Here is a 24,116-nt window from a genome sequence, read left to right on the forward strand (position 1 = left end):
CATGCTTCCGCGGCCGTATTGACCATGGATTTTTCGGTGTTGACGGGTCTCAGCGCACCATCTTGATATCGGCCTGAGCGACGAGATTGGTCGCCGGGGCGGGAGCGTGCCGGTACTTGAGTGTCACCACCTTGTAGCCCTCTTTTTCCAGACGGGTGAGAAGGACCGGCAGCATCCTCACGGTCCGCTGGTGGATGTCGTGCATCAGAATGATGCCGTGGCCGCGTTGATGCAGCTGTCTCATGGTGCGATCCGCCACAGCGGCGGGCGTCGAGGTGAAGTAGTCCTTGCTGTCGACGTCGACATCCATGACGATCATGCCGCGGTCGGCGATGGCGGCACGCAGGCGCTTGGAATCGGCAAGGTAGGGGAAGCGGAAGAAAGGCACGTCGCTGCCGACAACCTTGGAGACGGCGTTCTTGCCCTTGGCAATCTCGGCCATCGCCATGTCGAAACTCATCTTGTCGAGGTCCGGATGGCGGAAGGTGTGGCTGCCGATCGTGTCGCCGCGAGCGGAGACTTCCCGGGCGGTCGCCGGATGAGCCAGCGCCATCTCGCCGACCATCATGAACGTCGCCTTGACGCCGAACTTGTCGAGCGTGGCAAGAATGCGTTCGGTCTTGCCGGGGGCAGGGCCGTCATCGAAGGTCAGGACGACTTCCTTGTCCGCCAGCCTGATATCCTTGAGCGAGGAGACTTCAAGCGTCCGGCCGGCAAGATTGTGCGGGCCGTTGAGACCCGCCAGATCTCGGGTCTCGAGATCGGCGACGAGCCATTTGTTCGGCTCCATTTCGACCGGGTCGTTAGCTTTCAGCGCCTTGTGGCGCGGCTCTTCGGCGGCGTAGCCGGTCTTGAGCGAAGCTTCGCTGCCCGGCTTTGTGGCACATCCTCCCAGAGCCAGGGACACGGCAATGCCAGCCAGTAAAACGCGGTAGTTCATCGGAATCGCTCAACACTTATGTCAATGAAGGTTGAGCGTACTTTCCGTAATTATGGTTAATGATCGGTTAGGATCGGCTCCGAAACCATTAAGAATTCGCCGAGATCAACCGGCCATGGCGCTTTCATATTCCGCTGAAAGTTCCAGCCATTGCTCTTCGGCTGCAGCGAGCTTTTCAGCGGCATCCGCGCGCTGCTTCGCCTTCTCAGCAGCCTTGGCGGGCGCCTTCTCGTAAAGGGCGGGATCTGCAAGCTCTGCATCAAGCGCCTGAATCAGTTTCTCAAGCTTGGTGGTCAAGGATTCGATTTCGTTGATCTTCTTCTTGAGCGGCGCCTGCGAAGCACGGCGCTCGGCAGCGAGCTTGCGCTGATCCGCCTTGGAGACGGAATCGTCGCCGGCATTTGCCTTGGCCTTGTCATCGCGCGGCTTCGGGCTCGCAACGACGAGGCTGCGATAATCTTCAAGATCTCCGTCGAAGACCGATACTGTGCCGTCGCGCACCAGCCATAGCCGGTCGACCGTCGCCTCGATCAGATGGCGGTCGTGCGAAATAAGAATAACGGCACCGGGATAGTCGTTCAGCGCCTGAATGAGCGCATTGCGGCTGTCGATATCCAGATGGTTGGTGGGTTCGTCGAGGATCAGCAGGTTCGGCGCGTCGAAGGCGGCAAGGCCCATCAGCAATCGGGCCTTCTCGCCGCCGGAGAGGTCCTTGACCTGTGTGTCCATCTTCTCTGTTGCCAGGCCCATTTGCGCGACGCGAGAGCGCACTTTTGCTTCCGGCGTCTCGGGCATGCGGCGGCGAACATGCTCGACAGCCGTCTGGTTTGGAATGAGATCATCGAGCTGATGCTGGGCGAAGAAGCCGATCTTCAGGCTCGGCGCCAGCTTCACATCGCCGCTCTCGGCGCTAAGCCGACCGGAGATGAATTTTGCGAAGGTCGATTTGCCGTTGCCGTTCGAGCCGAGCAGGGCGATGCGGTCATCGGCATCGATACGCAGGTTCAGCCGCTTCAGGATCGGCTTTTCCGGCTCATAGCCGACGGCACCGCCGCTGACGGCGATGATGGGCGAGGCGGGCTGCTTTTCGGGCTCCGGAAAGCTGAAGCCCATGACATGATCTTCGATGACGGAGGCGACGGTTCCCATCCGCTCCAGCGCCTTGACGCGCGACTGCGCCTGCCGCGCCTTCGAGGCTTTGGCCTTGAAGCGGTCGATGAAGCTCTGCAGATGCTTGCGCGCCGCGTCGTTCTTGGCTTTCGCCTTCGTCTGCAACTCGTCGGCCTCGGCCTTCTGCCGCTCGAACTGATCGTAGGAGCCGCGATAGAAGGTGAGTTTCTTCTGGTCGAGATGGACGATGGAATTGACCGCCGTGTTCAGCAGGTCGCGGTCATGCGAGATGATGATGACGGTATGCGGGTAGCGGCGAATATAGTCCTCGAGCCACAGCGTGCCTTCGAGGTCGAGATAGTTTGTCGGTTCGTCGAGCAGCAGCAGATCCGGCTCGGAAAACAGCACGGCTGCGAGCGCCACGCGCATGCGCCAGCCGCCGGAGAAGGAGGAGGCCGGGCGCTTCTGCGCTTCGTGGTCGAAGCCTAGGCCGGCGAGGATGCTGGCGGCACGCGCTTCGGCAGAATGCGCGCCGATATCGGCAAGCCGCGTCTGGATATCGGCGATCCGGTGCGGGTCGGTTGCCGTCTCGGCTTCCACGAGCAGGGCGGCCCGCTCCTTGTCGGCCGCAAGCACGATATCGATCAGCGGCTCTTCCGTGCCGGGCGCTTCCTGCGCGACCTGGCCGATGCGGGCATTACGCGGGATCGACACCGAACCGCTTTCGGGGGCGAAATCGCCGGTAATGATCCTGAACAGTGTGGATTTGCCCGCGCCATTCTTGCCGACGAGACCTGCCTTCGTGCCCGCCGGAAGCGTCACGTTGGCATGGTCGATGAGAAGGCGGCCGGCAATGCGGGCGGAAAGGTCTGAAATCGAAATCATGGCGCGGTTTTGGCCGAACTCGGCGCCGAAGGCAAGAGTGTGAAAGCGCTCAGGCGTCTGCGCGGAGGGCTGCTTTCGGCAGATTGGCGCAGTTCTTCAGCCTCTCGGTCAACTCGGTCTCGTAGAGCATCAGATTGCTCAGGGAGGCGTTGAGGCTGTCGAGCGTCGCATTGACATCCGGAATCGTTGCGATCTCGCGGGCGAAATGCTGCTTTTTCATCAGCCCCTTGGCGAGCTGATCCGCCACCTCGCGCAGCATCTCGGCCGCATCGTTTTCGGATTTGCGTGCCACCAGTCCGCAATGGCTGACGAGGCGATGTTTCAAGCCGATCTCGTCGAGCCTGCCCTGCGAGGGTTGGGGGCCAAGCGCCTCGATCTCTTCGGAAAGACAGCGGTCCTGCCCAAAGAGCGCTTCATGGAAGAGTTGATAGTTGCGCGGCAGGTTTCGGATCTTCAGCCGCGTCATGAAGCGGCCGATGGCTTCGAGCTCGGTTTCTCCTTCACCGTCAGCATTGTCGGTGAAATACGTGGAAACACCTGTCTGCGAACTCTTCATGCCTGCTCTCTGACTGCCACTCGGTCGATATATCTCTCCAATTTGCAGGTGCGCAGGTTAAGGCAGCATGAACAAAACGGCTTATCGGCTTGGCCACGCAACAAAATGAGGCACATGCTCAACGCATGGGCGAGGTCGAGAAATGCCGGCTCGCTCAATGCTTACATCGCCAATGCCTATAACCACTGCTGCCCTTCGGTGCGTTGGAAGTGCAAGAGGTCCAGCACCAACGATGGCTTGCCCATCGACGTCAGGATCATGTGGCATTGGCCGCGATGATGGGTGTGGTGGTTGAACATATGCCCCACTGCCAGGTGAAGTGGGTGAGTGATGGCGCCCGGTCGCAGGACGGATGTATAGGTGATGTCGGTGGCGAGAGCCGCAGCATCGAGCGTATCGACCCAATCCCTGATGCGCCGATCTTCCGCTTCGCGTGCTGCACGAAGGCCTTTGAGATCGTCATGCAGAACGAGGCCCAGTGCTTTCGGTATTTCGCCGGTGCCGCTGAAGCGCTGCATCCATAATCGGTCCGCCACCAGGAGATGGTTCAGCGTGCCGTGGAGCGAACCGAAGAAGGCGCCACGGTCTTCGTGGAACTCCGCGTCGCTGAGGTCTGCTGCGGCATTATAGACCTGAACATTGGCCCAGCGATTATAGTCGGCAAGCATCCTGAAATACCTGAGCATATCGTTCTCCTCCATTGTGGTGGTGATGTTATCGCGAAGTTCGGCAATGGGCAGCCGCTTCGTGGCCTCATGGATCGCGAATCGGTGGCCCGTACTGTGACAGCGGCGTGAAATTGGCCCATACCCCTTGTTTTCGGGCTGTGGGGCGGGTAAAGACCGCCCACTTTTCTCTGATTACAAGGAATGGATCCATGGCGATTGAACGTACTTTCTCGATGATCAAGCCGGACGCAACGAAGCGCAACCTTACCGGCGCCATCACCAAGATTTTTGAAGACAACGGCCTGCGCGTCATCGCCTCCAAGCGCGTCTGGATGAGCAAGCGCGAAGCCGAAGGCTTCTACGCTGTTCACAAGGAACGCCCCTTCTTCGGCGAACTCGTCGAAGGCATGACCTCTGGCCCGACCGTCGTTCAGGTTCTGGAAGGCGAAGGTGCCATCCTGAAGAACCGCGAAATCATGGGTGCCACTAACCCGGCCAATGCTGCTGAAGGCACGATCCGCAAGATCCATGCTCTGTCGATCGGCGAAAACTCCGTTCACGGCTCGGACGCTCCGGAAACGGCTGCCGTCGAAATCGCCTACTGGTTCGCCGAAACCGAAATCGTCGGCTGAATCGGCCTCTCAGCTCCAGGGCTGAACGATTTGAATTGACTCATGAAAGCCGGGATCGCATCCCGGCTTTTTTCATGCCGGACAGGCGGCGTCGTGCCCATAGTCGGTGCTGCCGTCGCCCTTGAAGACCTCCGGATTGGCTGTGTAAACCGGGCCGACGACGAGGGGCTTGGTCGGCAGCACCGTCTGATCGAGATCGGATTTCACCTCGGTTTTGATCGTCTGGATCGTCTTGTTGCTGGCATCCACGAGCTTGATCGAGACGGAATAGGGGCGATCCTTGCGCACGCAGCGCAGGTCCGGGCTTTCGAGCGTGATCTTGTCCCAGAAGGTATAGATCTTCTCGCGGATCACAAGCGGATCGCCACCGGCTGGATTTTCGAATTCCGCGACAGCCGTCGTCCCCTCGGGAATTGGAGCGATCTTCTTGAGCGTGACCATGTAGCTGGCGCTTGCCACGCGATAATTGAAGACGAAGAGGCGGCCGCTCAGCTGGGTCGGGCCTTCATCGTCTTTCCTCTGGCAGCCGGCTAGCGCCAGTCCCATGATCGTCGCGGATAATAGGATCGTTCGAATTTTCATGGTGCCGTCTCCTCCTTCTTGCGCCGGTAGTGCCGGCTTGCCTTGGCGCGGTTGCCGCAGACCGCCATGTCGCACCAGGCGCGGCTTTTGTTCTTGCTGCGATCGATGAAGAGCCAGCCGCAGTTGCCGCAGATTTTCATGCGTTCGGGATCGGGCATGGCGATCAGGCGCAGCGTCGAATGTACGGTGGCTGCATCGAGTCCATCGGACGACGCGCGCTTGAGAACCTTCGCCAGCACAGCCAGGAGTTCGGCCAGCAGCATGTCGGCCATCTCGCCCTGAACGCGGGCGCGAAAGTAGCGGTCGATCGCTTCGCGCAAACCGATGAAGTCCGTCCTGTTCTCGCGCACCACAGGCAGAATATCGCCAAACAAGGCCCGCTCGGCGCAGAAATTCGCCGCCGCCTTCGGAAAGCTTTCCATCTGGCCTGCCGCCTCGAACCGGTCGACCCGGCGCTCGTCGTCATGGCGCAGGATCACGCTGTTGGCGACATCAAGTGCCAAGGCGCCACCGGAAAAACGATGCGGGGTCCAGGAAAAGCTCATATCGAAAATTATAACTGGTAAAATCAATTTTGCCAGTTACTATTTACCAATCCTTCGGAGGGGCGAATGGCTTATCTTCTGCAGCAGTTGGCGAACGCGGTTCCGCTTGCCGCGCTTTATGCTGCGCTGGCCTTCGGTTATGCCATTGCGTTCGGAGTGATGAAGCGGGCCGATATCACCTACGGTGCGCTGTTCGCCTTCGCCGGCCAGATGCTGGTGCTGTTTACCGATGTCGGCTACACGCGGATGTATCTTATCCTGCCGGCCGCCTTCACCTTCGGCGCGATCGTTGCGGCGACTTATACGCTGGGCACAAGTTTGCTCGTCGGCCGCTCGATCATGCTGCCTCTCTCGCGCAAATCGCCGAATACCGTCATCGTCGCCGCGCTCGGCATGATGATCATCCTGATGGAGACGGCGCGGCTCGCCTCCAATACCCGCGGCATCTGGCTGCCACCCTTCCTGAACGGAGCGATCGTCTTCTGGGATAGCGGTGACTTTCGGGTGACGCTGACCGAGATCCAGCTGATTAATACGACATTGATGATACTGGTCATCCTGGCCGGCGCCTATGTCCTCAAATGCACGGGATGGGGCCGTATCTGGCGGGCTGTCACCGATGACGCGCTGGCCGCCGAGCTTTGCGGCACAAGCGCCAATCGCGTCTTCCTGATGGCCTACGTCGCCTCGGCACTGGTCGCGACCATCTGCGGGCTGCTGGCCACCTCCTATTACGGCACGATGGATTTCGGGGCAGGGCTGATGTTCGGGCTCAAAGTGCTGATGATCGCGGCGGTCGGGGGCTATTCCGACCCGCTGAAGTCTGCGGCAGGCGCTGCGCTGCTCGGCCTGGGGGAGACGATGTGGGGGGCTTACGGCCCATTCCTCTGGCGCGACTTCGTCATTTTCTCACTGCTCGTCCTGCTGCTGATATGGAGCCGGCGCGAGCGGGTCGTTCCCTGAGCTCTATGTCTTGCCCGTCCATTTGGCACGAGCGGTATCGTCCGCATCTTTGGCCGCAATCCAGTCGCCAGCCTTGCCGTCCTTGGCGTGTTCCTTCTTCCAGAACGGAGCCGAGGTCTTCAGGAAATCCATGACGAAATTGGCGCCGTCGAAAGCAACCTGCCGATGTGGTGCTGCGGCGATGACGAGGACGATGTTTTCGCCGGGCACGATCTTGCCGTAGCGATGGATGGCGGTCAGGCCGAGAAGCCCGAAGCGGTCGACGGCAAGGTTGGCGATGCGGGTGATTTCCGCCTCCGCCATGCCTGGATAATGCTCCAATTCAAGTGCGCTGAGCGTGCCGCCATCATTGCGGCAGAGCCCGGAAAATGTCACGACGGCGCCAATGTCGAGCCGCCCCTGTGTCAGCCGGTCGATCTCCGTCTGGAGATCGAAATCTTCCTGCTGAACTTTGACAAATGGTGAAATCATCGCAATTTCCTTGCCGCCCTCCGAAACGGTCTGAGGAGCTTCCCGGCCCTTCGCTTTGGCTCAGGGCGTTCGTCGCTGCAATCGATTCACTGGATCGATTGCTCGGGCGTTGCCCGACCGCTCCTCACCCTCCAGTCATCGGAGGAAAGAGCCCGATCTCCCGCGCGCCAGCGATCGGCTCGTCATGATCGGCGTGTTCCATGTTGATGGCGACGCGGATCGCTTCCGGAAATTGCAGCGCCGCTTCGTATTCTTCGCCCAAGGTCTTCAAATGGTTGAGGAGATCGCCGACGGTAATCACCTCGGCAGGCAGGGAAATCTCTTCCTCGGCCTTGCCGATCCGCTCGCGCACCCAGGCGAAATAGACGAGCCTCGTCATCATTCATCGTCCACGATATGCTTCAGGCCGGCGCGGAAATAGTCGTAGCCGGTGTAGATGGTCAGCAGCGCCGCGACCCAGAGCAGAAGGATGCCGATCTCCGTGGTGTAGGGTAGCACCTTGTCACCGGCCGGCCCAGCCAGAAGGAAGGCGATGGCCACAAGCTGCGCAGTCGTCTTCCATTTCGCGATACGCGTCACGGGAACACTCACCTTCAATGCGGCCAGATACTCGCGCAAGCCGGATACCAGTATTTCACGGCAGAGAATGATGATCGCAGCCCAGAGCGACCAGCCGGCAATGGTGCCGTCCGCAGCCACCAGAAGCAGGATCGAGGCCACCAGCAGCTTGTCGGCGATCGGGTCCAGCATGCGGCCGATATTCGAGGTCTGGTTCCAGATGCGCGCGAGATAGCCGTCGAGAAAGTCGGTGAGCGAGGCAATGACGAAGATCCAGAGCGCAACCCACCGAGCGAAATCGGAACCTTCCAGCTTGCCTTCGATGAAGAAGCACAGAACGATCAGGGGTACGCAGAGGATGCGGCCGTAGGTGAGCAGATTGGGGATGCTGTAAGCGCGCGAAGCCATGGAAATCGTTTCGTTTCGGTTGTATCGGCGGACTTTGATGAGCTTCTATTCAAGCCCCATCGCGTGCCGACCTTTTGATTGAGCATGATCTGGTCCAAAAACCGCTCCGCACTTTTTGGGATCATGCTTAGATGATGGTTTGACTAGCTTATCGTCAACATTGTTTCTGTTTTTTCACCGCTATTGCGTGGAATTTGCGACCGAGATTTCTTATTTCGCGGCGTCCTCGTGGAAATGATTATAGACCTGCCGCGCTACCGCTTCCGATATGCCTTCCACGGCCATCAGATCGGAGAGGGCGGCGCGCGATACGGCCTTGGCGGTGCCGAAATGCTGCAGCAGTGCCCGCTTGCGCGAAGGGCCGATGCCGCCGATCTCGTCCAGCGGGTTCTTCACCATCTCTTTCTTGCGTCTGGCGCGATGCGATCCAATGGCGAAACGGTGGGCTTCGTCGCGCAGGCGCTGGATGAAATAAAGCACGGGATCGCGCGGCGGCAGGGTGAAGCTTTCGCGGGAAGGAGGGAAAAAGCGCTCGCGTCCCGCATCGCGGTCGACGCCCTTGGCGACGCCGATGGCGATGACGCTGTCGGTGATTCCCAATTCCTCGAGAATGGCGCGCACGGCGGTCATCTGCCCCTGGCCGCCATCGATGAGGATGATGTCGGGCCAGGCGGGGAAGGGCTGGTCGGCCGCATCGGCGGCGGACGCCTCGGTCACGGCGCTCCGGTCGGGCTTGCCCTCTTCCTTCAGCAGCCGGGAGAACCGCCGGGTCATCACTTCGCGCATCATGCCGAAGTCGTCACCAGGGGTGATGTCAGTCGATTTGATGTTGAACTTGCGGTACTGGCCTTTGACGAAGCCTTCAGGTCCCGCCACGACCATGCCGCCGACGGCATTCGTTCCCATGATATGGGAGTTGTCGTAGATCTCGATGCGCTGCGGCACGTAAGGAAGCTTGAAGGTTTCCTTGAAGCCCTCAAGCAGCCGCGATTGCGAAGCCGTCTCCGCAAGCTTGCGGCCATGCGCCTCGCGGGCATTGGCAACGACATGCTCCACAAGATCGCGCTTCTCGCCGCGTTGCGGCACGAGGATCGAAACCTTGTGGCCAGTCTTCTCGCTCAGTGCGGTTGCCAGCAGCTCGATTTCCTCGACGGTCTCCGAAAGCAGGATCTGTTTCGGAACCGGCTTGTCATCATAGAACTGCGCCAGGAAGGCGTTCAGCACCTCGGCGCCGGACAGCGATGGGTCTGCCTTCGGGAAATAGGCGCGGTTACCCCAGTTCTGGCCGGTGCGGAAGAAGAAGACCTGGATACAAGAGATACCACCCTCATGGTGAATGGCGAAGACATCGGCCTCCTCGACTCCGGCCGGGTTGATGCCCTGGTGGCTTTGCACATGCGATAGCGCCGCCAGCCGGTCGCGAAAGACGGCCGCACGCTCGAAATCGAGATTCTCGGCGGCAGCATTCATCTCCTCGGCCATGTGCGCCTTGACGTTCTGGCTCTTGCCGGACAAGAAATCCTTCGCCTCCTGCACCAGCTCGGCATACCCCGCATCGCTGATCTCATGCGTGCAGGGGCCCGAACAGCGCTTGATCTGATAGAGCAGACAGGGCCGGGTGCGCGTTTCGAAAACACTATCGGCGCAAGTCCGGATCAGGAAGGCACGCTGCAGCGAGTTGATGGTGCGGCCGACGGCGCCCGCCGACGCAAAGGGACCGAAATAATCGCCCTTGCGGGCGCGCGCCCCACGATGCTTGAAAATGGCGGGTGCGCGCCGGTCGCCGGTGATCAGGATATAAGGGAACGACTTGTCGTCCCGCAGTAAGACATTGAAGCGCGGCCGCAAGCGCTTGATCAGATTCGCTTCCAGCAGCAGCGCTTCCGTCTCGGTGCGGGTGGTGACGAACTCCATATTGGCGGTTTCGCGCACCATCCGGGCAATACGGTTAGAATGCCCTCGGCCCATGGCATAGTTGGCGACACGCTTCTTCAGGCTGCGCGCCTTGCCGACATAAAGCACGTCGCCGGCTTCGTTGAACATGCGGTAGACGCCGGGGTTGTTCGGCAATCGCTTGACGAACTCGGCGATCAGTTCCGCGCCGCGAAGCCCGGTTTCGTTCTTGCCGCCTTCGTTCCAGTCGACGGGCACGACAGGGGAGGCGGCGGCATCGCCCTCTACCTCGATGTCGTCTTCTATATCATCCGATTCGTCGTAGAGAATGCCGCCGTCGGGCAGCTTTCTTCCATTCATTCCGCACTCTCCGCCACATCGGGCGTTTCCCAGGCAAGATGCTGGCCGCCATCGAGCGCTATCATTTGGCCCGTGATCGAGGGCGTGTCAAAAAGAAAGCGGATGGTGTGGCCGAATTCCTCCAGCCCCGGCGCCGCCTTTAATATGAGGCCGTCGATCTGCGCTTGAAAGTCCTCCTCCGACTGTCGAACGCTGCGCACCGTCGGGCCCGGGCCGATCGCGTTGACGCGAATGCGAGGCGCAAAGCTCTGGGCCATCGTTTGAGTCGCGGCCCAGAGCGCCGCCTTCGATAAGGTATAGGAATAGAAGCGCGGATTGAGCGCCCAGACCCTCTGGTCGACCATGTTGACGATCAATCCCGGATGGGGCTCGGGAAGCTGCCGGACGAAATCGGCAGCGAGGATGGAGGGCGCACGGACATGCACGGCAAAATGCGCGTCGAAGGCTTCCGAGTCGAAACGCTCGGCGGAATCACCGAGGAAAGCGGAGGCGTTGTTAACAAGCAGATCAAGTGGGCCGAGTGTATCGGTGACCCTTTCGACAAGGGTTGACGTCTCACCAAAATTTTGCAGATCGGCCTTGATCGCAATCGCCTTTCTGCCAGCTTGTCGCAATTTTGCCGCAATCTCCGCAGCCTCGGCGAATGATTGATGAGCATGCAGCGCCACTGAAAAGCCGTTAGCCGACAAATCCTCGGCGATTGCCCGGCCTATTCTTTTCGAAGCGCCTGTGATCAGCGCCGTTCGTAGTTTTTCCTGGCTCAAGATGCTGCCTTCTTCTCGTCGTTACCCGGTCGACGCTCATATAGGGTGTGGATACACCATATGAAAAGGTGTTGAGACGAATGACGCTCTCGATGCGTCTTATGTAAAGCTTGAGTTATAGTTCGATTAAAATAAGTATACACGGTTTAACCATTGGTTATGGTTAACAATTCATCTGTTGCGATGAAGCAACATCGAAATTCAGCCACCTCTGTGCCACAATGATATCATATTTTGGCTCTTCCAATTCCTCATTTGCACTCCAATTTCAATCTCGATCCGGGAGGGATTTGTTTTAATTGCTCGTGACGCTTCGAAGTCAAAGATAGTAGACGAAGCACACGGGACTGAAAGGAGAAAAGTATGCGTACTCTCGTAACGACCCTCATGGTCTCCGCTTTGGCTCTCGGCGGCTACACCGCAGCTCATGCTGCCGACGCTGTTGAGCAGATCCCGCAGCCGCCCGTCGCTCAGGATGCACCTCCGGCCATCAATAACTGGTCTGGCTTCTACATCGGTGGCGAAGGCGACTGGAACAAGGGTCACTTCAACCGCACCGGCAACAGCTACGCCTTCGGCGGCGGCGCCTTCACCGGCTACAACTGGCAGCAGGGCCAGATCGTATACGGTGTCGAAGGTGACCTCGGTTACGCCGACTCCGAAACGAGCCGCAACGGCCTCACCGCCAAGAACGGCATCAACGGCTCGGTTCGCGGCCGTCTCGGTTACGACTTCAACCCGTTCATGCTGTACGGCACGGCCGGTCTGGCTCTCGGCCAGAACAAGCTCTCCGACTCTACGTCGTCTGAAAGCAAGACGGGCGTTGGTTACACGGTCGGTGCAGGTGCTGAAACCTTCATCACCAACAACATCACGGCTCGTCTCGAGTACCGTTACACCGACTACGGCAAGAAGACCTTCAACCTCGACTCGGGCAGCTTCTCGCGCGGCTTCGACGAGCAGAGCGTCAAGGTCGGTATCGGCGTCAAGTTCTAATCACTTGACCGCATGGTATGAAGAAAAAGCCGGGGCTCTTGCCCCGGCTTTTTCTGTTTGTCCTTAGAGTTGTGAAGCATCAGCGCCTGATGTGATCGGGCACGATTTATGCTCGGGGCTTCATTGCCTGATAGGCCGGAAAATGCTTCTCGAACTTCGCAGCCCATTCGATCAGGCCGGCGTGATCCGTCTCCCATTGGCCTTCGAAGCGGAGCTGCAAATAGCCGATGAGGGCAGCAAGCGCGAAATGTCCTGCATGTAGCTTCTTGCCGATCTTCGGCGGTTCGGCGCTAAGATGCATGAGTGCGCGCTTTGCCTTTGTCCATTGCCGGTCGATCCACGGCTGGTGCTGCTTTTCAGGCTCGCGAAGCCGCCGTTCATAGACGATGGAGAGAAGGCATTCCTTCGTGCCGTCGCATAGCGCTTCCAGAACTTCGGCCTCGGTGCGCTTGCCCTTCTTGGAAGGATAAAGGCCGCCTTCCTGGCGGTCGAAGTAATGCATGATCGCGCGGCTGTCGAAAATCGCCTCGCCATCGCCGGTCAGCAAGGTCGGGATCTTGCCGAGCGGATTATTGTCGACGAGCAGCGCCGGTCCTGCATTCGTCTCGACATGGATCTCCTCGAGCTTGATGTCGAGATGGCGCGCCGCCATGCGCACCTTGCTGGAAAAGGGGGAGGCGGGCGAGCAGAGCAGTCTCATCAAGTCACCTGTGGGATATGCAGAGAAGGATTCAATGTTCGCCGCGCAGCCAGAAGGCGCGCTGCGAGGCGAAGCGATCCTGCGCCAGCAGGTCCTTCAGCGCCGGCAGCAGCGCATGCAGCTCGTCCTTCAGCGTGAAGGGTGGATTGACGATGATGAGGCCGGAACCGGTGAGCCCGGTGAAGCCGCGATCGCTTTTGATGGTGAGTTCGGCGCAAAGCATCTTCGGGATTTCCAATGCCTGCAGCGCCTCGTGGAACTGCTTGATCGGCGCATCCTTCTTGATCGGATACCAGAGGCAATAGGTGCCGCCGGGAAAACGTCGCCAGGCCTTCGCCAGGCCGTCCACCAGCCGCTCATATTCGCCGTCTTCCTCGAAGGGCGGGTCCACGAGCACGATGCCGCGCTTTTCCTTCGGCGGCAGATGCGCGCCGAGCGCCAGCCAGCCGTCGAGCTCGGTGACGCGGGCGTGGTGGTCTCCCTCGAACAGCCGGTGCAGCCGCTGGAAGTCCTGCGGGTGCAGCTCCATCGCCGACAGCCGGTCTTGCGGGCGGAACAGCATGCGGGCCAGCTTGGGCGAGCCGGGATAAAGCCGGATGCCGCCCTCGGGGTTCAGCTCGCGAACGGCAGTGAGGTAGGGCTCAAGCAGGTCGGCCACCTGTGGCACGAGTTCCGCCTCGAGCAGGCGGCCGATTCCGTCTTGCCACTCGCCGGTTTTCTGCGCCTCCTCCGAGGAGAGATCGTAAAGCCCGATGCCGGCATGCGTGTCCAGGACGCGGAACGCCTTGTCCTTGTTCTGCATGTAGCGGACGAGGCGGGCAAGGATCGCGTGCTTCAGCACATCGGCGAAGTTGCCCGCGTGATAGATATGCCGATAGTTCATTGTCGGTGAAGTCCGCATGAATTGTTGAGATGGGCCGGATTATCGCTAGTGGCCGGTCACCGCTTGAAATATAGAAATATCATGAACATTGCGACCCCTATTCAAGCCAAACCCCGCATTGGTCACACGGCCTGTCCGCACGACTGTCCGTCCACCTGTGCGCTGGAGATCGATCTGACCGAGGATGGCCGGATGGGCCGCGTCCGCGGCGCCGGCGATCATTCCTACACATCCGGCGTTATCTGCGCCAAGGTCGCGCGTTATGCCGAGCGGCTCTATCATCCCGATCGTCTGATGAAGCCTTTGCGCCGCGCCGGCGCCAAGGGCGAGGGGAGCTGGCAGGAAATCTCCTGGGACGACGCTCTGGACGAGATCGCCGAGGCCTTCGTCAAGGCTGAGGCCAGGGATGGCAGCGAGGCGATCTGGCCCTATTTCTATGCCGGCACCATGGGTTGGGTGCAGCGCGATTCCATCGATCGCCTTCGCCACGCCAAGCGTTATTCCGGCTTCTTTTCCTCGATTTGCACCAATCCGGCCTGGACCGGCTTTACCATGGCGACGGGCGTGCTGCGTGGCCCCGATCCGCGCGAGATGGGCCGCACGGACTGCGTCGTCATCTGGGGCACGAATGCGGTGGCGACGCAGGTCAATGTGATGACGCATGCGATCAAATCCCGCAAGGAACGCGGCGCCAAGATCGTCGTCGTCGATATCTACGACAATCCGACGATGAAGCAGGCCGATCTGGCGTTGATCGTCAAGCCGGGCACGGATGCGGCGCTCGCCTGCGCCGTCATGCATGTCGCTTTCCGCGATGGCTATGCCGACCGCGCCTATATGGCTATATATGCCGACGATCCCTCAGGTCTAGAAGAGCATTTGAAGTCGAAGACACCTGCCTGGGCCGCCGATATCACAGGCCTTTCGGTCGACGAGATCGAAGCCTTCGCCAAGCTGGTGGGAACCACGAAGAAGACCTATTTCCGCCTGGGCTACGGCTTCACCCGCCAGCGCAACGGTGCCATCGCCATGCATGCGGCGGCCTCGATCGCCACGGTGCTGGGCTCCTGGCAATATGAGGGCGGTGGCGCCTTTCATTCGAACAGCGATATCTTCCGCATGGACGCGAGCGAGCTGACCGGCCGCGCCATGAAGGATGCCGACATCCGCATGATCGACCAGTCGCAGATCGGCCGCGCATTGACCGGCGACGCCGTGGCGCTGCGCCATCGCGGCCCGGTGACGGCCATGCTGATCCAGAATACCAATCCGGTGAACATCGCGCCCGAGCAGCGGCTGGTGAAGCGTGGCTTTGCCCGCAGCGATCTCTTCGTCGCCGTGCACGAGCAGTTCATGACCGACACGGCCGAGATGGCCGATATCGTCATTCCTGCCACCATGTTCGTCGAGCATGACGACATCTATCGCGCCGGTGGCCAGAACCATATTCTTCTTGGCCCGAAGCTGGTGGAGCCGCCACCGACGGTACGCAGCAACCTTTTCGTCATCGAGGAACTGGCCAAGCGTCTCGGCGTGGCGGATCGGCCCGGCTTCGGCTTTTCCGCCCGCGAGATGGTCGATCGGATTCTGACGAAAAGCGGGCTGCCGGATTACGACCATTTCCTCGAGCACAAATGGTTTGACCGCCAGCCGGCTTTCGAAGACGCGCATTTCATCAACGGCTTTGGCCATCCCGACGGCAAGTTCCGCTTCCGTCCGGATTGGGTCAACCAGCCTGCGCCGAACCGGCCGCCGGCCGCCGTTGGATTGCTTGGCCCGCATGTGGAGCTGCCGGAATTTCCGGATCAGGTCGACGTGATCGAAGTGGCCGATCCCGAGCATCCGTTCCGGCTTGCGACGTCGCCGGCGCGCAATTTCCTCAATTCGAGCTTCGCGGAAACCAAGACCTCCCGGCAGAAGGAAGGCCGTCCCGAAGTGATGATCAATCCGGCCGATGCCGAGCGGCTCGATATCATCAATGGAGAGTTGATCCGCGTTGGCAATATGAGGGGCGATATTCGCCTTCATGCGCGCGTGACGACAGAGGTGAAGCCCGGCGTGCTGATCGCCGAAGGTCTCTGGCCGAACAAGGCTCATGTTGACGGCGAGGGCATCAACGTGCTCACCGGCGCCGATCCGGTCGCGCCCTATGGCGGCGCGGCGATTCACGACAACAAGGTATGGCTTCGCAAGGATGTGGCATGACCGAATTTGGAAAGGCGAAAGCCGAGATCGTCAACGAAAAGACGTTGGCGGACCAATGGACGCGGCTGAGCAGCTACGATCTCGACTACACGGATTCTCGCGGCGAAAAGCACCGCGTGAAGCGCGAGGTCTATCACCGCACCCCGGCCGCCTGCATCCTGCTTTATGATCCCAAGCGTGAGACGGTGGTGCTTGTCCGCCAATATCGCCTGCCATCGCAGTTGGTCGGCATGCCGGCATGGATGATCGAAGTGCCCGCTGGACTGCTCGACGGTGACGATCCGGAAGCTGCGATCCGCCGCGAAGCCATGGAGGAAACCGGGTTTCACATTCGAGACGTCCGCTTCCTCTTCAAGGCGCTGACCTCTCCCGGTTCAGTGACCGAGGTCATCCACTTCTTTGCTGCGGTGATCGATACGGCGGATCGCATCGCCGACGGCGGCGGGCTTGCCGAGGAACATGAAGACATCGAGGTTCTGGAAGTCCGCTTGTCCGAAGCCATGGCCATGATCGAGGCGGGCGATATTTACGACGCAAAGACGATCATGCTGCTGCAATGGGCAGTCCTGAACAAGGCCAGCCTCAAATAAGCAGGCGGCCGGCCGGGAGGCATGTCCACCGGCCTTCATCATCATGTCACGAATCGGGGCTAACGGGGCGTCTTGATCGGAAACATTCGAATGTTTCCCGACCGCCTTCGATATTTGATGCTGTTTCAGGAGAAAGCCGATGTGGCTCAGCAATTTCACGCTCGTTCTTCCCAATGAAGTCGTCGAGAGCGGCGCGGTGCGCATTGAGGACGGCGTGATTGCCGAAATCCGCTCCGAGCCAGTGGAACAGCCGACATTCGATGGTGGCGGGCGTCTGCTGATGCCGGGTTTTGTCGACCTTCACTGTGACATGATCGAGCGCGAGATCGCCCCTCGACCGAATGCCATGATGCCAATCGATTTCGGCATTCATGAACTCGACAAGAAGCTGGCCGCTGCCGGCGTCACCACGGCTTTTGCCGCGCTCTCCTTTGCGACTGAAAGCGTCTACGGTCACGTCCGCTCGCTCGAAACCACCTCGGCGGTCATCCGTGGCATCAACGGCCTGCGCCATGAACTGTTGATCGATCATCGTGTCCATGCCCGCTACGAGATCACCAATCTCGGCGCCGCTCCGACGCTGGAGCGGCTGCTGGAAGAGGGCTCCGTCGATATGGTCTCACTCACCGACCATACGCCGGGGCAGGGGCAATACAACGATATCGAAAGCTATATCCGCAGCATGTCCGAGCGCCGCTCCATGTCGCGCGAGGCGGCCGAGGAAGTTGTGGCAAAGCGTATCGCGCAGCGCCAGGACCCGGAGATCGAGCGCAAGCTGCATGACGTGGTCGAGCTTTCGCTGAAGCATAAGCTGTCGCTCGCCTCGCATGATGACGACAGTGCCGAAAAGGTTGCGGCGATGCACGATCTCGGCGTGACGATCAGCGAATTTCCAGTCACCGGACCGGCAGCCGAAGAAGCCTGCCGCCGTGGCCTCTGGACCTTGATGGGTGCGCCGAACGCGTTGCGTGGCCAATCCATGTCCGGCAATCTCAGTGCGCTGGATGCGGCTCGCTCCGGCTTGCTCGGCATTATCGCGGCCGACTATCACCCGGCTGCCTTCGTCCCGGCGATTTTCAAGATTGCGGACGTGGTTGCCGGGGGTCTACCAGCGGCGGTTGCGACGGCAACGTCCAATGCCGCGCGTTCGGCAGGCCTCAAGGATCGTGGTGAGATTGCCGTCGGTCAGCTTGCCGATCTGGTGGCAGTCGAACCGGGCTCGGTTCACCGCATCCGCGCAACCTTCCGCGGCGGCCGCATCGTCTATAGCGACGGCACGCTGCATCCGCTGATGGTGCTGGCCGCCTGAAAACTAGCTCGCATCACCGAGCAGTGACACGACCTGCTGCCCTTTGGCGGCAGGCGTTTTGGCAAGGCTCACGGCCTTTCCGCCGTCCATCCTCACATTGCCTTCCGCGAAGAGGCGCAGCGACTGCGGATAGATCTGATGCTCGATCGTCAGTACGCGGGCAGCCAGCGCGTCCGCCGTGTCATCGGTCAAGACCGGCACGGCGGCCTGGCCGATCACCGGGCCTTCATCCATGCCTTCGGTGACGAAATGCACCGTGCAGCCTGCAATGCGCATGCCGGCGTCGATGGCGCGCTGATGCGTATGCAATCCGGGGAAAAGCGGCAGCAGGGAAGGATGGATATTGATGATCCGGCCTTCGTAAGCCTGGATGAAGCGGCCGGAAAGCAGCCGCATGTAGCCCGCAAGGCAGATGATGTCGGGCGAGAGGGCCGCAAGCTGCGCAAGGATCGCCTCTTCATGGGCTTCCTTGCTGGCAAAATCCTTGCGGACGAAAGAGAATGTGGCAATGCCTTCGGCGGCGGCTTTCGCCAGTCCACCGGCATCGGCCTTGTCGGCGATGACGCCGACGATCTCGGCCGGATAGTCGGCGGCCTTCGTGGCTTTCAGAAGAGCCAGCATATTGGAGCCGCCGCCGGAGATGAAGACGACGACGCGTTTGCGCGGCGTGGTCATAGGGCCAGCGTGCCCTTGTAGACGGTGCCGTGAGCGCCTTCTTCGCGCGCGATCATGCGACCGAGTGTGATGACTGCCTCGCCCTCGGCTTCGAGTGCGGCCTTGACGGCAGCAACATTTTCCGGCGCCACGACGACGATCATGCCAACGCCGCAATTGAAGGTGCGCAGCATTTCCTTGGCTTCGACGCCGCCCGTCTTGGCGAGCCACGAGAAGACCGGCGGCACCTTGACGGCGGCCAAATCGATTTCAGCGGCCAGATGCTTTGGCAGCACGCGCGGGATATTTTCAGGGAAACCGCCGCCGGTGATATGGGCGAGCGCCTTCAGACCATGGGTCTCGCGGATGGCCTTGAGCAGCGGCTTCACATAGATGCGTGTCGGCGTCAGCAGCGCTTCGCCGAGTGCCTTGCCTTCGGCAAAGGGGGCCGGGGCATCCCAGCCAAGGCCGGAAAGTTCGACGATCTTGCGCACCAGCGAAAAGCCGTTGGAATGGACGCCGGAGGAGGCAAGGCCGAGAATAATGTCGCCTTCGGCAATATCGCCCGAGGGCAGTAACTGACCGCGTTCGGCAGCACCAACGGCAAAGCCAGCCAGATCGTAATCGCCATGGGAATACATGCCCGGCATCTCGGCCGTTTCGCCGCCGATCAGCGCGCAGCCCGCATCGCGGCAGCCGGCGGCAATCCCGCCGACGATCGCCGCGCCCTGGTCGGGATCGAGCTTGCCCGTGGCGAAGTAATCGAGGAAGAACAGTGGCTCGGCGCCTTGGACAACCAGATCGTTGACGCACATCGCGACGAGGTCGATGCCGACTGTGTCGTGATAGTTCGCGTCGATGGCGATCTTCAGCTTGGTGCCGACGCCGTCATTGGCAGCCACCAGGACAGGATCGGTAAAGCCGGCGGCTTTGAGATCAAACAGGCCGCCGAAACCGCCGATTTCGCCATCGGCGCCGGGGCGGCGCGTCGAGCGCACGGCAGGCTTGATCTTTTCGACGAGCAGGTTGCCGGCATCGATATCGACACCCGCGTCGCTATAGGTCAGACCGTTTTTTCCAGACTGGCTCATGCTTGCGCCTCCGATGGCCGCCCTTCGTCTCGACAGGGCTTCGATCGGGTCGCCATTGCATGATAGGGCCGTTTATGCAAGGCGCAAGCGCCTCAAACCCCTCGATTTCCCCGCTTCACAGCGCATGAAGCCGATTTCCGGTCTGAGGCTTGACCATAATTGCAGCATCATCCTATGTCCTAAGCAAGCGGCAGGTAGGCCGGAAACAGCGGGGAAGTCGATGGAGCAAAAGGTCAGCGGAGCGAGCCTCAAGCGTCAAGTCACGTTCTGGGTGATCGTGCTCGTCGTCTTCATCAGCTTTGTCTATATCTTCAGCACGATCCTGCTGCCGTTCATCGCCGGCATGGCGGTCGCCTATTTTCTCGATCCGATCGCCGACCGGCTGGAAAGGCTTGGCCTTAGCCGCCTGATGGCGACGGTGGTGATCCTCGTATCCTTCGTGCTGGTCTTTGCCCTGGCGCTGACGATCGTCATTCCGATCATCATCAACCAGTTCAACGACTTCATTCAGCACATACCGACCTATGTGCAGCAGATACAGCAGCTGATCGCCAAGGCGCAGACGATGGTGCTGCCGGACTGGATCCGCAATCAGCTCGGCGCGATCAAGGACAATTTCTCCAGCATCATGTCGGAAGGCTTGAGCTTCGTCGGCGGGCTGTTCGCGCAGCTCTGGAGCTCCGGCAAGGCGCTCGTCAACATCCTCTCGCTGATGGTCGTCACACCTGTCGTCGCCTTTTACATGCTGCTCGATTGGGACCGGATGATTGCCAAGGTGGACGACTGGATCCCGCGGGACCACGTCGCCACCGTCCGGCAGATTGCTCGCGAGATCGATCAGGCGATTGCCGGTTTCATCCGGGGACAGGGCTCGCTCTGCATTATTCTCGGCGTGTATTACGGTGTCGGCCTCTCGCTCGTCGGCTTGAACTTCGGCCTTTTGATCGGCCTGTTCGCTGGTGCCATCAGCTTCATTCCCTATGTGGGCTCAATGGTTGGGCTGGTTCTGGCCGTCGGAGTGGCGCTGGTCCAGTTCTGGCCAGATTATCTTTGGGTCGGCCTGACGCTCGCGGTCTTCTTCACCGGACAGTTCCTCGAGGGCAACGTGCTGCAGCCGAAGCTCGTCGGCGAAAGTGTCGGCCTGCATCCGGTCTGGCTGATGTTCGCGCTTTTCGCCTTTGGCGCCCTTTTCGGCTTTGTCGGCCTTTTGATCGCGGTTCCGGCCGCGGCAGCCTGCGGCGTGCTTGTCCGGTTTGCCCTTTCGAGATACCTTCAGAGCGATCTCTACCACGGCCGTTCGGAAGCAGGTAAGGCGCGCAGAGCCAAGGCCGGGAAGCCCGAGAACAGCTAGACATGACCGATACAAAAAATGCTGATGTGAGGCGCAAGACCGCCGAACAGCTACCCTTGGCCTTTACGCACGACCCCGCAAGCGGCCGTGACGACCTTCTCGTCGCCAATCCATTGAGCGCGGCGGTGAAGATCGTCGATTCCTGGCCGCATTGGCCGTCGCCGGTGGTCATCCTTGCCGGCCCGGTCGGCTCGGGAAAATCGCATCTCGCCAATATCTGGAGCGAGAGATGCGACGCAACGTCGATCCATCCCGTGGCGGGCGCCAATGCCGCCGTTGTGGCTGCGAACGGCCCCGTCATCTTCGAAGATGTAGATCGCCTCGGCTTTGACGATAGAGAGCTGTTCCATGTCATTAACAGTGTCAGGGAAAACGGCACCAGCCTGCTGATGACGACGCGCCTCTGGCCGATGTCCTGGCCGGTCACTTTGCCGGATCTGCGCTCTCGCCTGAAGGCGGCGACGGTGGTCGAAATCGGCGAGCCGGATGAGGAATTGCTGTCGCAGGTGATCGTAAAACTCTTCGCCGACCGCCAGCTTTATATCGATGACAAACTCGTCCTTTATATCGTCAATCGAATGGAGCGTTCCATGAACGCGGCGCAGTTGATCGTCGACCGGCTGGATCGGCTGGCGCTTGCGCGAGGCACGCGAATTACGCGTGTGCTGGCGACTGAAGTGTTGAATGAACTGGGTAATGCCGCTCAACCCGATTGAGCCGATGTTGAACTGTCACAGTTCCGTCGTCAAACTGATATACGTGGCACATGGGTTAGAGATGAGGGTAGGTGGAACATGGACTCGGCAGTAACGGAACATCAGGACGCCAGCCAAGAGACACCGGAGGCCACGCCGCCGATCAACGAGCTGCTGAGCAGCCCCGAACGCTTCATCAACCGCGAATTTTCCTGGCTGCAGTTCAATCGCCGCGTTCTCGAGGAGACGTTGAACACGGCGCATCCGCTGCTGGAACGCGTGCGCTTCCTCTCCATTTCCGCCGCCAATCTCGACGAGTTCTTCATGGTGCGCGTCGCCGGTCTTGAAGGCCAGGTCCGCCAGAAGATCTTGGTGCGCACGCCCGACGGCAAGACACCGGCCGAACAGCTCGACGATATCCTGCGCGAGATCGACAATCTGCAGATGGAACAGCAGGCTTCGCTTGCCGTCCTGCAGCAATATCTCGCCAAGGAAGACATTCTGATCGTCCGCCCGGCCGCCCTTTCCGATATGGATCGGCAGTGGCTGCACACCGAGTTCGAGCAGGCGATCTTCCCCGTCCTGACACCGCTCTCCATCGATCCGGCCCATCCGTTCCCATTCATTCCGAACCTCGGTTTCTCGATCGCGCTGCAGCTGAAGAGCATGAACGGTCGCGAGCCGATGACGGCACTGCTGCGTCTGCCGCCGGCGCTCGATCGCTTCGTGCGCCTGCCGGATGCGAGCAACGTCATCCGCTACATCACGCTTGAAGACGTGGTGAACATCTTCATCCACCGGCTCTATCCCGGCTATGAAGTGCAGGGCTCGGGTACGTTCCGACTGATCCGCGACAGCGATATCGAAGTCGAGGAAGAGGCCGAAGACCTTGTGCGCTTCTTCGAAACCGCACTGAAGCGCCGCCGCCGCGGTTCGGTGATCCGCATCGAGACCGACTCCGAAATGCCGCTCGAGCTGCGTCAGTTCGTGGTGGAATCGCTGAACGTGCCGGGCAACCGCATCGCGGTTCTGCCGGGCCTGCTCGCCCTCAATACGCTCTCCGAAATCTGCAAGGCGCCGCGCGACGATCTTCGTTTCGAGCCCTACAATGCGCGATTTCCTGAGCGCGTCCGCGAGCACGCCGGCGATTGCTTCGCCGCAATCCGCGAAAAGGACATGGTCGTCCACCACCCCTACGAATCCTTCGACGTGGTGGTCCAGTTCCTTCTCCAGGCTGCTAGGGATCCTGACGTTCTGGCGATAAAGCAGACGCTTTATCGTACGTCGAATGACAGCCCGATCGTACGTGCGCTGATCGACGCGGCCGATCTCGGCAAGTCGGTGACGGCTCTGGTGGAGCTGAAAGCCCGTTTCGACGAAGAGGCAAACATCCGCTGGGCTCGCGATCTCGAGCGCGCCGGCGTGCAAGTCGTGTTCGGCTTCATCGAACTCAAGACCCATTCGAAAATGTCGATGGTCGTGCGGCGCGAGGACGGCAAGCTGCGCACCTATTGCCACCTCGGCACCGGCAACTACCATCCGATCACCGCGAAGATCTATACCGACCTTTCCTACTTTACCTGCGATCCGAAGATCGCCCATGACATGGCGAACATCTTCAATTTCATCACCGGCTATGGCGAGCCGGAACATGACATGAAGATCGCGGTTTCGCCTTACACGCTCCGCAGCCGCATCCTTCAGCATATCGAGGGTGAGATCGAGCATGCCAAGAACGGCCATCCGGCTGCAATCTGGATGAAGATGAATTCGCTTGTCGATCCTGACATCATCGACGCGCTTTATCGTGCCAGCAATGCCGGCGTCGAGGTCGATCTCGTCGTGCGCGGCATCTGCTGCCTGCGTCCGCAGGTGGCCGGCCTTTCCGAGAATATCCGCGTCAAGTCGATCATCGGCCGCTTCCTCGAGCACAGCCGCATCTTCTGTTTCGGCAATGGCCAGGGCCTGCCTTCGGACAAGGCGCTGGTCTATATCGGCTCGGCGGACATGATGCCGAGAAACCTTGATCGTCGCGTTGAAACCCTCGTGCCGCTGACCAACAAGACCGTGCATGAGCAGGTGCTTTCGCAGATCATGCTGGGCAATATCATTGACAATCAGCAAAGCTACGAGATATTGCCGGACGGTACTTCAAGGCGCATGGAAGTGCGCAAGGGAGAAGAGCCATTCAATGCGCAGCAGTATTTCATGACCAATCCCAGCCTGTCCGGCCGCGGTGAAGCCTTGAAATCCAGTGCGCCGAAACTGATCGCTGGGCTGTTGTCGGGCCGCAACAAATAAACTGGA

At 60.2% G+C, this 24,116-nt stretch carries 24 protein-coding genes; 9 read left to right on the plus strand and 15 right to left on the minus strand.

Annotated features, from left to right (window positions below; genetic code table 11):
* Positions 1 to 49: 49 nt before the first annotated feature.
* The 4 genes from ACQZ6F_RS14990 to ACQZ6F_RS15005 form a co-directional block, all read right to left on the minus strand.
* Entirely contained in the window at positions 50 to 940 is an 891-nt protein-coding gene (locus tag ACQZ6F_RS14990) for a polysaccharide deacetylase family protein (protein WP_077470030.1), read from the minus strand.
* A 105-nt stretch (positions 941 to 1,045) separates the two neighbouring features.
* Entirely contained in the window at positions 1,046 to 2,935 is a 1,890-nt protein-coding gene (locus ACQZ6F_RS14995) for an ABC-F family ATP-binding cassette domain-containing protein (RefSeq protein WP_449093502.1), read from the minus strand.
* Between the two features lie 49 nt (positions 2,936 to 2,984).
* Complete coding sequence (locus ACQZ6F_RS15000) at positions 2,985 to 3,491, minus strand: hypothetical protein (RefSeq protein ID WP_077470032.1); 507 nt, start codon at positions 3,489 to 3,491, stop codon at positions 2,985 to 2,987.
* Positions 3,492 to 3,667: 176 nt separating this feature from the next.
* Positions 3,668 to 4,177, minus strand: coding sequence for a DinB family protein (locus tag ACQZ6F_RS15005; protein ID WP_449093501.1), 510 nt, complete (start codon positions 4,175 to 4,177; stop codon positions 3,668 to 3,670).
* Between the two features lie 191 nt (positions 4,178 to 4,368).
* Here ACQZ6F_RS15005 and ndk point away from each other — a divergent pair, with 191 nt between their 5' ends.
* On the plus strand, positions 4,369 to 4,791 hold the full coding sequence (gene ndk, locus ACQZ6F_RS15010; RefSeq protein WP_077470033.1) for a nucleoside-diphosphate kinase: 423 nt from the start codon (positions 4,369 to 4,371) through the stop codon (positions 4,789 to 4,791).
* A 72-nt stretch (positions 4,792 to 4,863) separates the two neighbouring features.
* Here ndk and ACQZ6F_RS15015 read toward each other — a convergent pair whose 3' ends face one another.
* Both ACQZ6F_RS15015 and ACQZ6F_RS15020 read right to left on the minus strand, forming a co-directional pair.
* On the minus strand, positions 4,864 to 5,373 hold the full coding sequence (locus ACQZ6F_RS15015) for a hypothetical protein (RefSeq protein ID WP_449093500.1): 510 nt from the start codon (positions 5,371 to 5,373) through the stop codon (positions 4,864 to 4,866).
* Entirely contained in the window at positions 5,370 to 5,918 is a 549-nt protein-coding gene (locus ACQZ6F_RS15020) for a CGNR zinc finger domain-containing protein (RefSeq protein ID WP_068385702.1), read from the minus strand. Before ACQZ6F_RS15020 ends, ACQZ6F_RS15015 begins: the two co-directional genes overlap by 4 nt.
* Before the next feature lie 66 nt (positions 5,919 to 5,984).
* Between ACQZ6F_RS15020 and ACQZ6F_RS15025 the strand changes: the two genes are divergently transcribed.
* Complete coding sequence (locus tag ACQZ6F_RS15025; RefSeq protein ID WP_267549635.1) at positions 5,985 to 6,881, plus strand: branched-chain amino acid ABC transporter permease; 897 nt, start codon at positions 5,985 to 5,987, stop codon at positions 6,879 to 6,881.
* A gap of 3 nt (positions 6,882 to 6,884) precedes the next feature.
* On the opposite strand, the gene ACQZ6F_RS15030 is transcribed toward ACQZ6F_RS15025, so the two are convergent.
* The 5 genes from ACQZ6F_RS15030 to ACQZ6F_RS15050 all read right to left on the minus strand — a co-directional run bounded on the left by ACQZ6F_RS15030 (position 6,885) and on the right by ACQZ6F_RS15050 (position 11,335).
* Positions 6,885 to 7,352, minus strand: coding sequence for a molybdenum cofactor biosynthesis protein MoaE (locus tag ACQZ6F_RS15030; RefSeq protein WP_449093499.1), 468 nt, complete (start codon positions 7,350 to 7,352; stop codon positions 6,885 to 6,887).
* Between the two features lie 124 nt (positions 7,353 to 7,476).
* Positions 7,477 to 7,731 carry a molybdopterin converting factor subunit 1 gene (gene moaD / locus ACQZ6F_RS15035; RefSeq protein ID WP_449093703.1) on the minus strand — a complete coding sequence of 85 codons (255 nt, stop codon included), beginning with the start codon at positions 7,729 to 7,731 and terminating at the stop codon, positions 7,477 to 7,479.
* A complete protein-coding gene (gene pgsA, locus ACQZ6F_RS15040) occupies positions 7,731 to 8,318 on the minus strand; it encodes a CDP-diacylglycerol--glycerol-3-phosphate 3-phosphatidyltransferase (RefSeq protein ID WP_077470037.1) in 588 nt (195 codons plus the stop codon). Before pgsA ends, moaD begins: the two co-directional genes overlap by 1 nt.
* Before the next feature lie 210 nt (positions 8,319 to 8,528).
* Entirely contained in the window at positions 8,529 to 10,571 is a 2,043-nt protein-coding gene (gene uvrC, locus ACQZ6F_RS15045; RefSeq protein ID WP_449093498.1) for an excinuclease ABC subunit UvrC, read from the minus strand.
* Positions 10,568 to 11,335, minus strand: coding sequence for an SDR family oxidoreductase (locus ACQZ6F_RS15050; RefSeq protein WP_449093497.1), 768 nt, complete (start codon positions 11,333 to 11,335; stop codon positions 10,568 to 10,570). The genes uvrC and ACQZ6F_RS15050 overlap by 4 nt, the downstream gene beginning before the upstream one ends.
* Before the next feature lie 363 nt (positions 11,336 to 11,698).
* Between ACQZ6F_RS15050 and ACQZ6F_RS15055 the strand changes: the two genes are divergently transcribed.
* Entirely contained in the window at positions 11,699 to 12,331 is a 633-nt protein-coding gene (locus ACQZ6F_RS15055; protein ID WP_077470039.1) for an outer membrane protein, read from the plus strand.
* A 106-nt stretch (positions 12,332 to 12,437) separates the two neighbouring features.
* On the opposite strand, the gene ACQZ6F_RS15060 is transcribed toward ACQZ6F_RS15055, so the two are convergent.
* Both ACQZ6F_RS15060 and ACQZ6F_RS15065 read right to left on the minus strand, forming a co-directional pair.
* Positions 12,438 to 13,031 carry a glutathione S-transferase gene (locus tag ACQZ6F_RS15060; RefSeq protein WP_449093496.1) on the minus strand — a complete coding sequence of 198 codons (594 nt, stop codon included), beginning with the start codon at positions 13,029 to 13,031 and terminating at the stop codon, positions 12,438 to 12,440.
* 31 nt (positions 13,032 to 13,062) lie between these two features.
* Positions 13,063 to 13,914 carry a 23S rRNA (adenine(2030)-N(6))-methyltransferase RlmJ gene (locus tag ACQZ6F_RS15065; protein ID WP_077470041.1) on the minus strand — a complete coding sequence of 284 codons (852 nt, stop codon included), beginning with the start codon at positions 13,912 to 13,914 and terminating at the stop codon, positions 13,063 to 13,065.
* A gap of 81 nt (positions 13,915 to 13,995) precedes the next feature.
* Between ACQZ6F_RS15065 and ACQZ6F_RS15070 the strand changes: the two genes are divergently transcribed.
* From ACQZ6F_RS15070 to ACQZ6F_RS15080, 3 genes are all read left to right on the plus strand, one after another.
* Positions 13,996 to 16,119, plus strand: coding sequence for a molybdopterin-containing oxidoreductase family protein (locus tag ACQZ6F_RS15070; protein WP_449093495.1), 2,124 nt, complete (start codon positions 13,996 to 13,998; stop codon positions 16,117 to 16,119).
* Positions 16,116 to 16,709 (plus strand): NUDIX domain-containing protein, encoded by a 594-nt coding sequence (locus ACQZ6F_RS15075; protein ID WP_449093494.1) that lies wholly within the window; start codon positions 16,116 to 16,118, stop codon positions 16,707 to 16,709. The genes ACQZ6F_RS15070 and ACQZ6F_RS15075 overlap by 4 nt, the downstream gene beginning before the upstream one ends.
* A gap of 139 nt (positions 16,710 to 16,848) precedes the next feature.
* Positions 16,849 to 18,018 carry an alpha-D-ribose 1-methylphosphonate 5-triphosphate diphosphatase gene (locus ACQZ6F_RS15080; protein ID WP_449093493.1) on the plus strand — a complete coding sequence of 390 codons (1,170 nt, stop codon included), beginning with the start codon at positions 16,849 to 16,851 and terminating at the stop codon, positions 18,016 to 18,018.
* A gap of 3 nt (positions 18,019 to 18,021) precedes the next feature.
* Here the strand turns inward: ACQZ6F_RS15080 and purN are convergent, their stop codons facing one another.
* A complete protein-coding gene (gene purN, locus ACQZ6F_RS15085; protein WP_068385723.1) occupies positions 18,022 to 18,693 on the minus strand; it encodes a phosphoribosylglycinamide formyltransferase in 672 nt (223 codons plus the stop codon).
* Positions 18,690 to 19,763: a phosphoribosylformylglycinamidine cyclo-ligase gene (gene purM / locus ACQZ6F_RS15090; protein ID WP_449093492.1), complete on the minus strand. Its 1,074-nt coding sequence runs from the start codon at positions 19,761 to 19,763 to the stop codon at positions 18,690 to 18,692. Before purM ends, purN begins: the two co-directional genes overlap by 4 nt.
* A gap of 220 nt (positions 19,764 to 19,983) precedes the next feature.
* On the opposite strand from purM, the gene ACQZ6F_RS15095 reads away from it, so the two are divergent.
* The 3 genes from ACQZ6F_RS15095 (at position 19,984) to ACQZ6F_RS15105 (ending at position 24,110) form a co-directional block, all read left to right on the plus strand.
* A complete protein-coding gene (locus ACQZ6F_RS15095; RefSeq protein WP_077470047.1) occupies positions 19,984 to 21,114 on the plus strand; it encodes an AI-2E family transporter in 1,131 nt (376 codons plus the stop codon).
* A 2-nt stretch (positions 21,115 to 21,116) separates the two neighbouring features.
* A complete protein-coding gene (gene hdaA, locus ACQZ6F_RS15100) occupies positions 21,117 to 21,830 on the plus strand; it encodes a DnaA regulatory inactivator HdaA (RefSeq protein ID WP_449093491.1) in 714 nt (237 codons plus the stop codon).
* 78 nt (positions 21,831 to 21,908) lie between these two features.
* Positions 21,909 to 24,110, plus strand: a complete 2,202-nt coding sequence (locus ACQZ6F_RS15105; RefSeq protein ID WP_077470049.1) for an RNA degradosome polyphosphate kinase — start codon at positions 21,909 to 21,911, stop codon at positions 24,108 to 24,110.
* Positions 24,111 to 24,116: the final 6 nt, after the last annotated feature.

This window comes from Rhizobium sp. A22-96 (assembly GCF_053521805.1).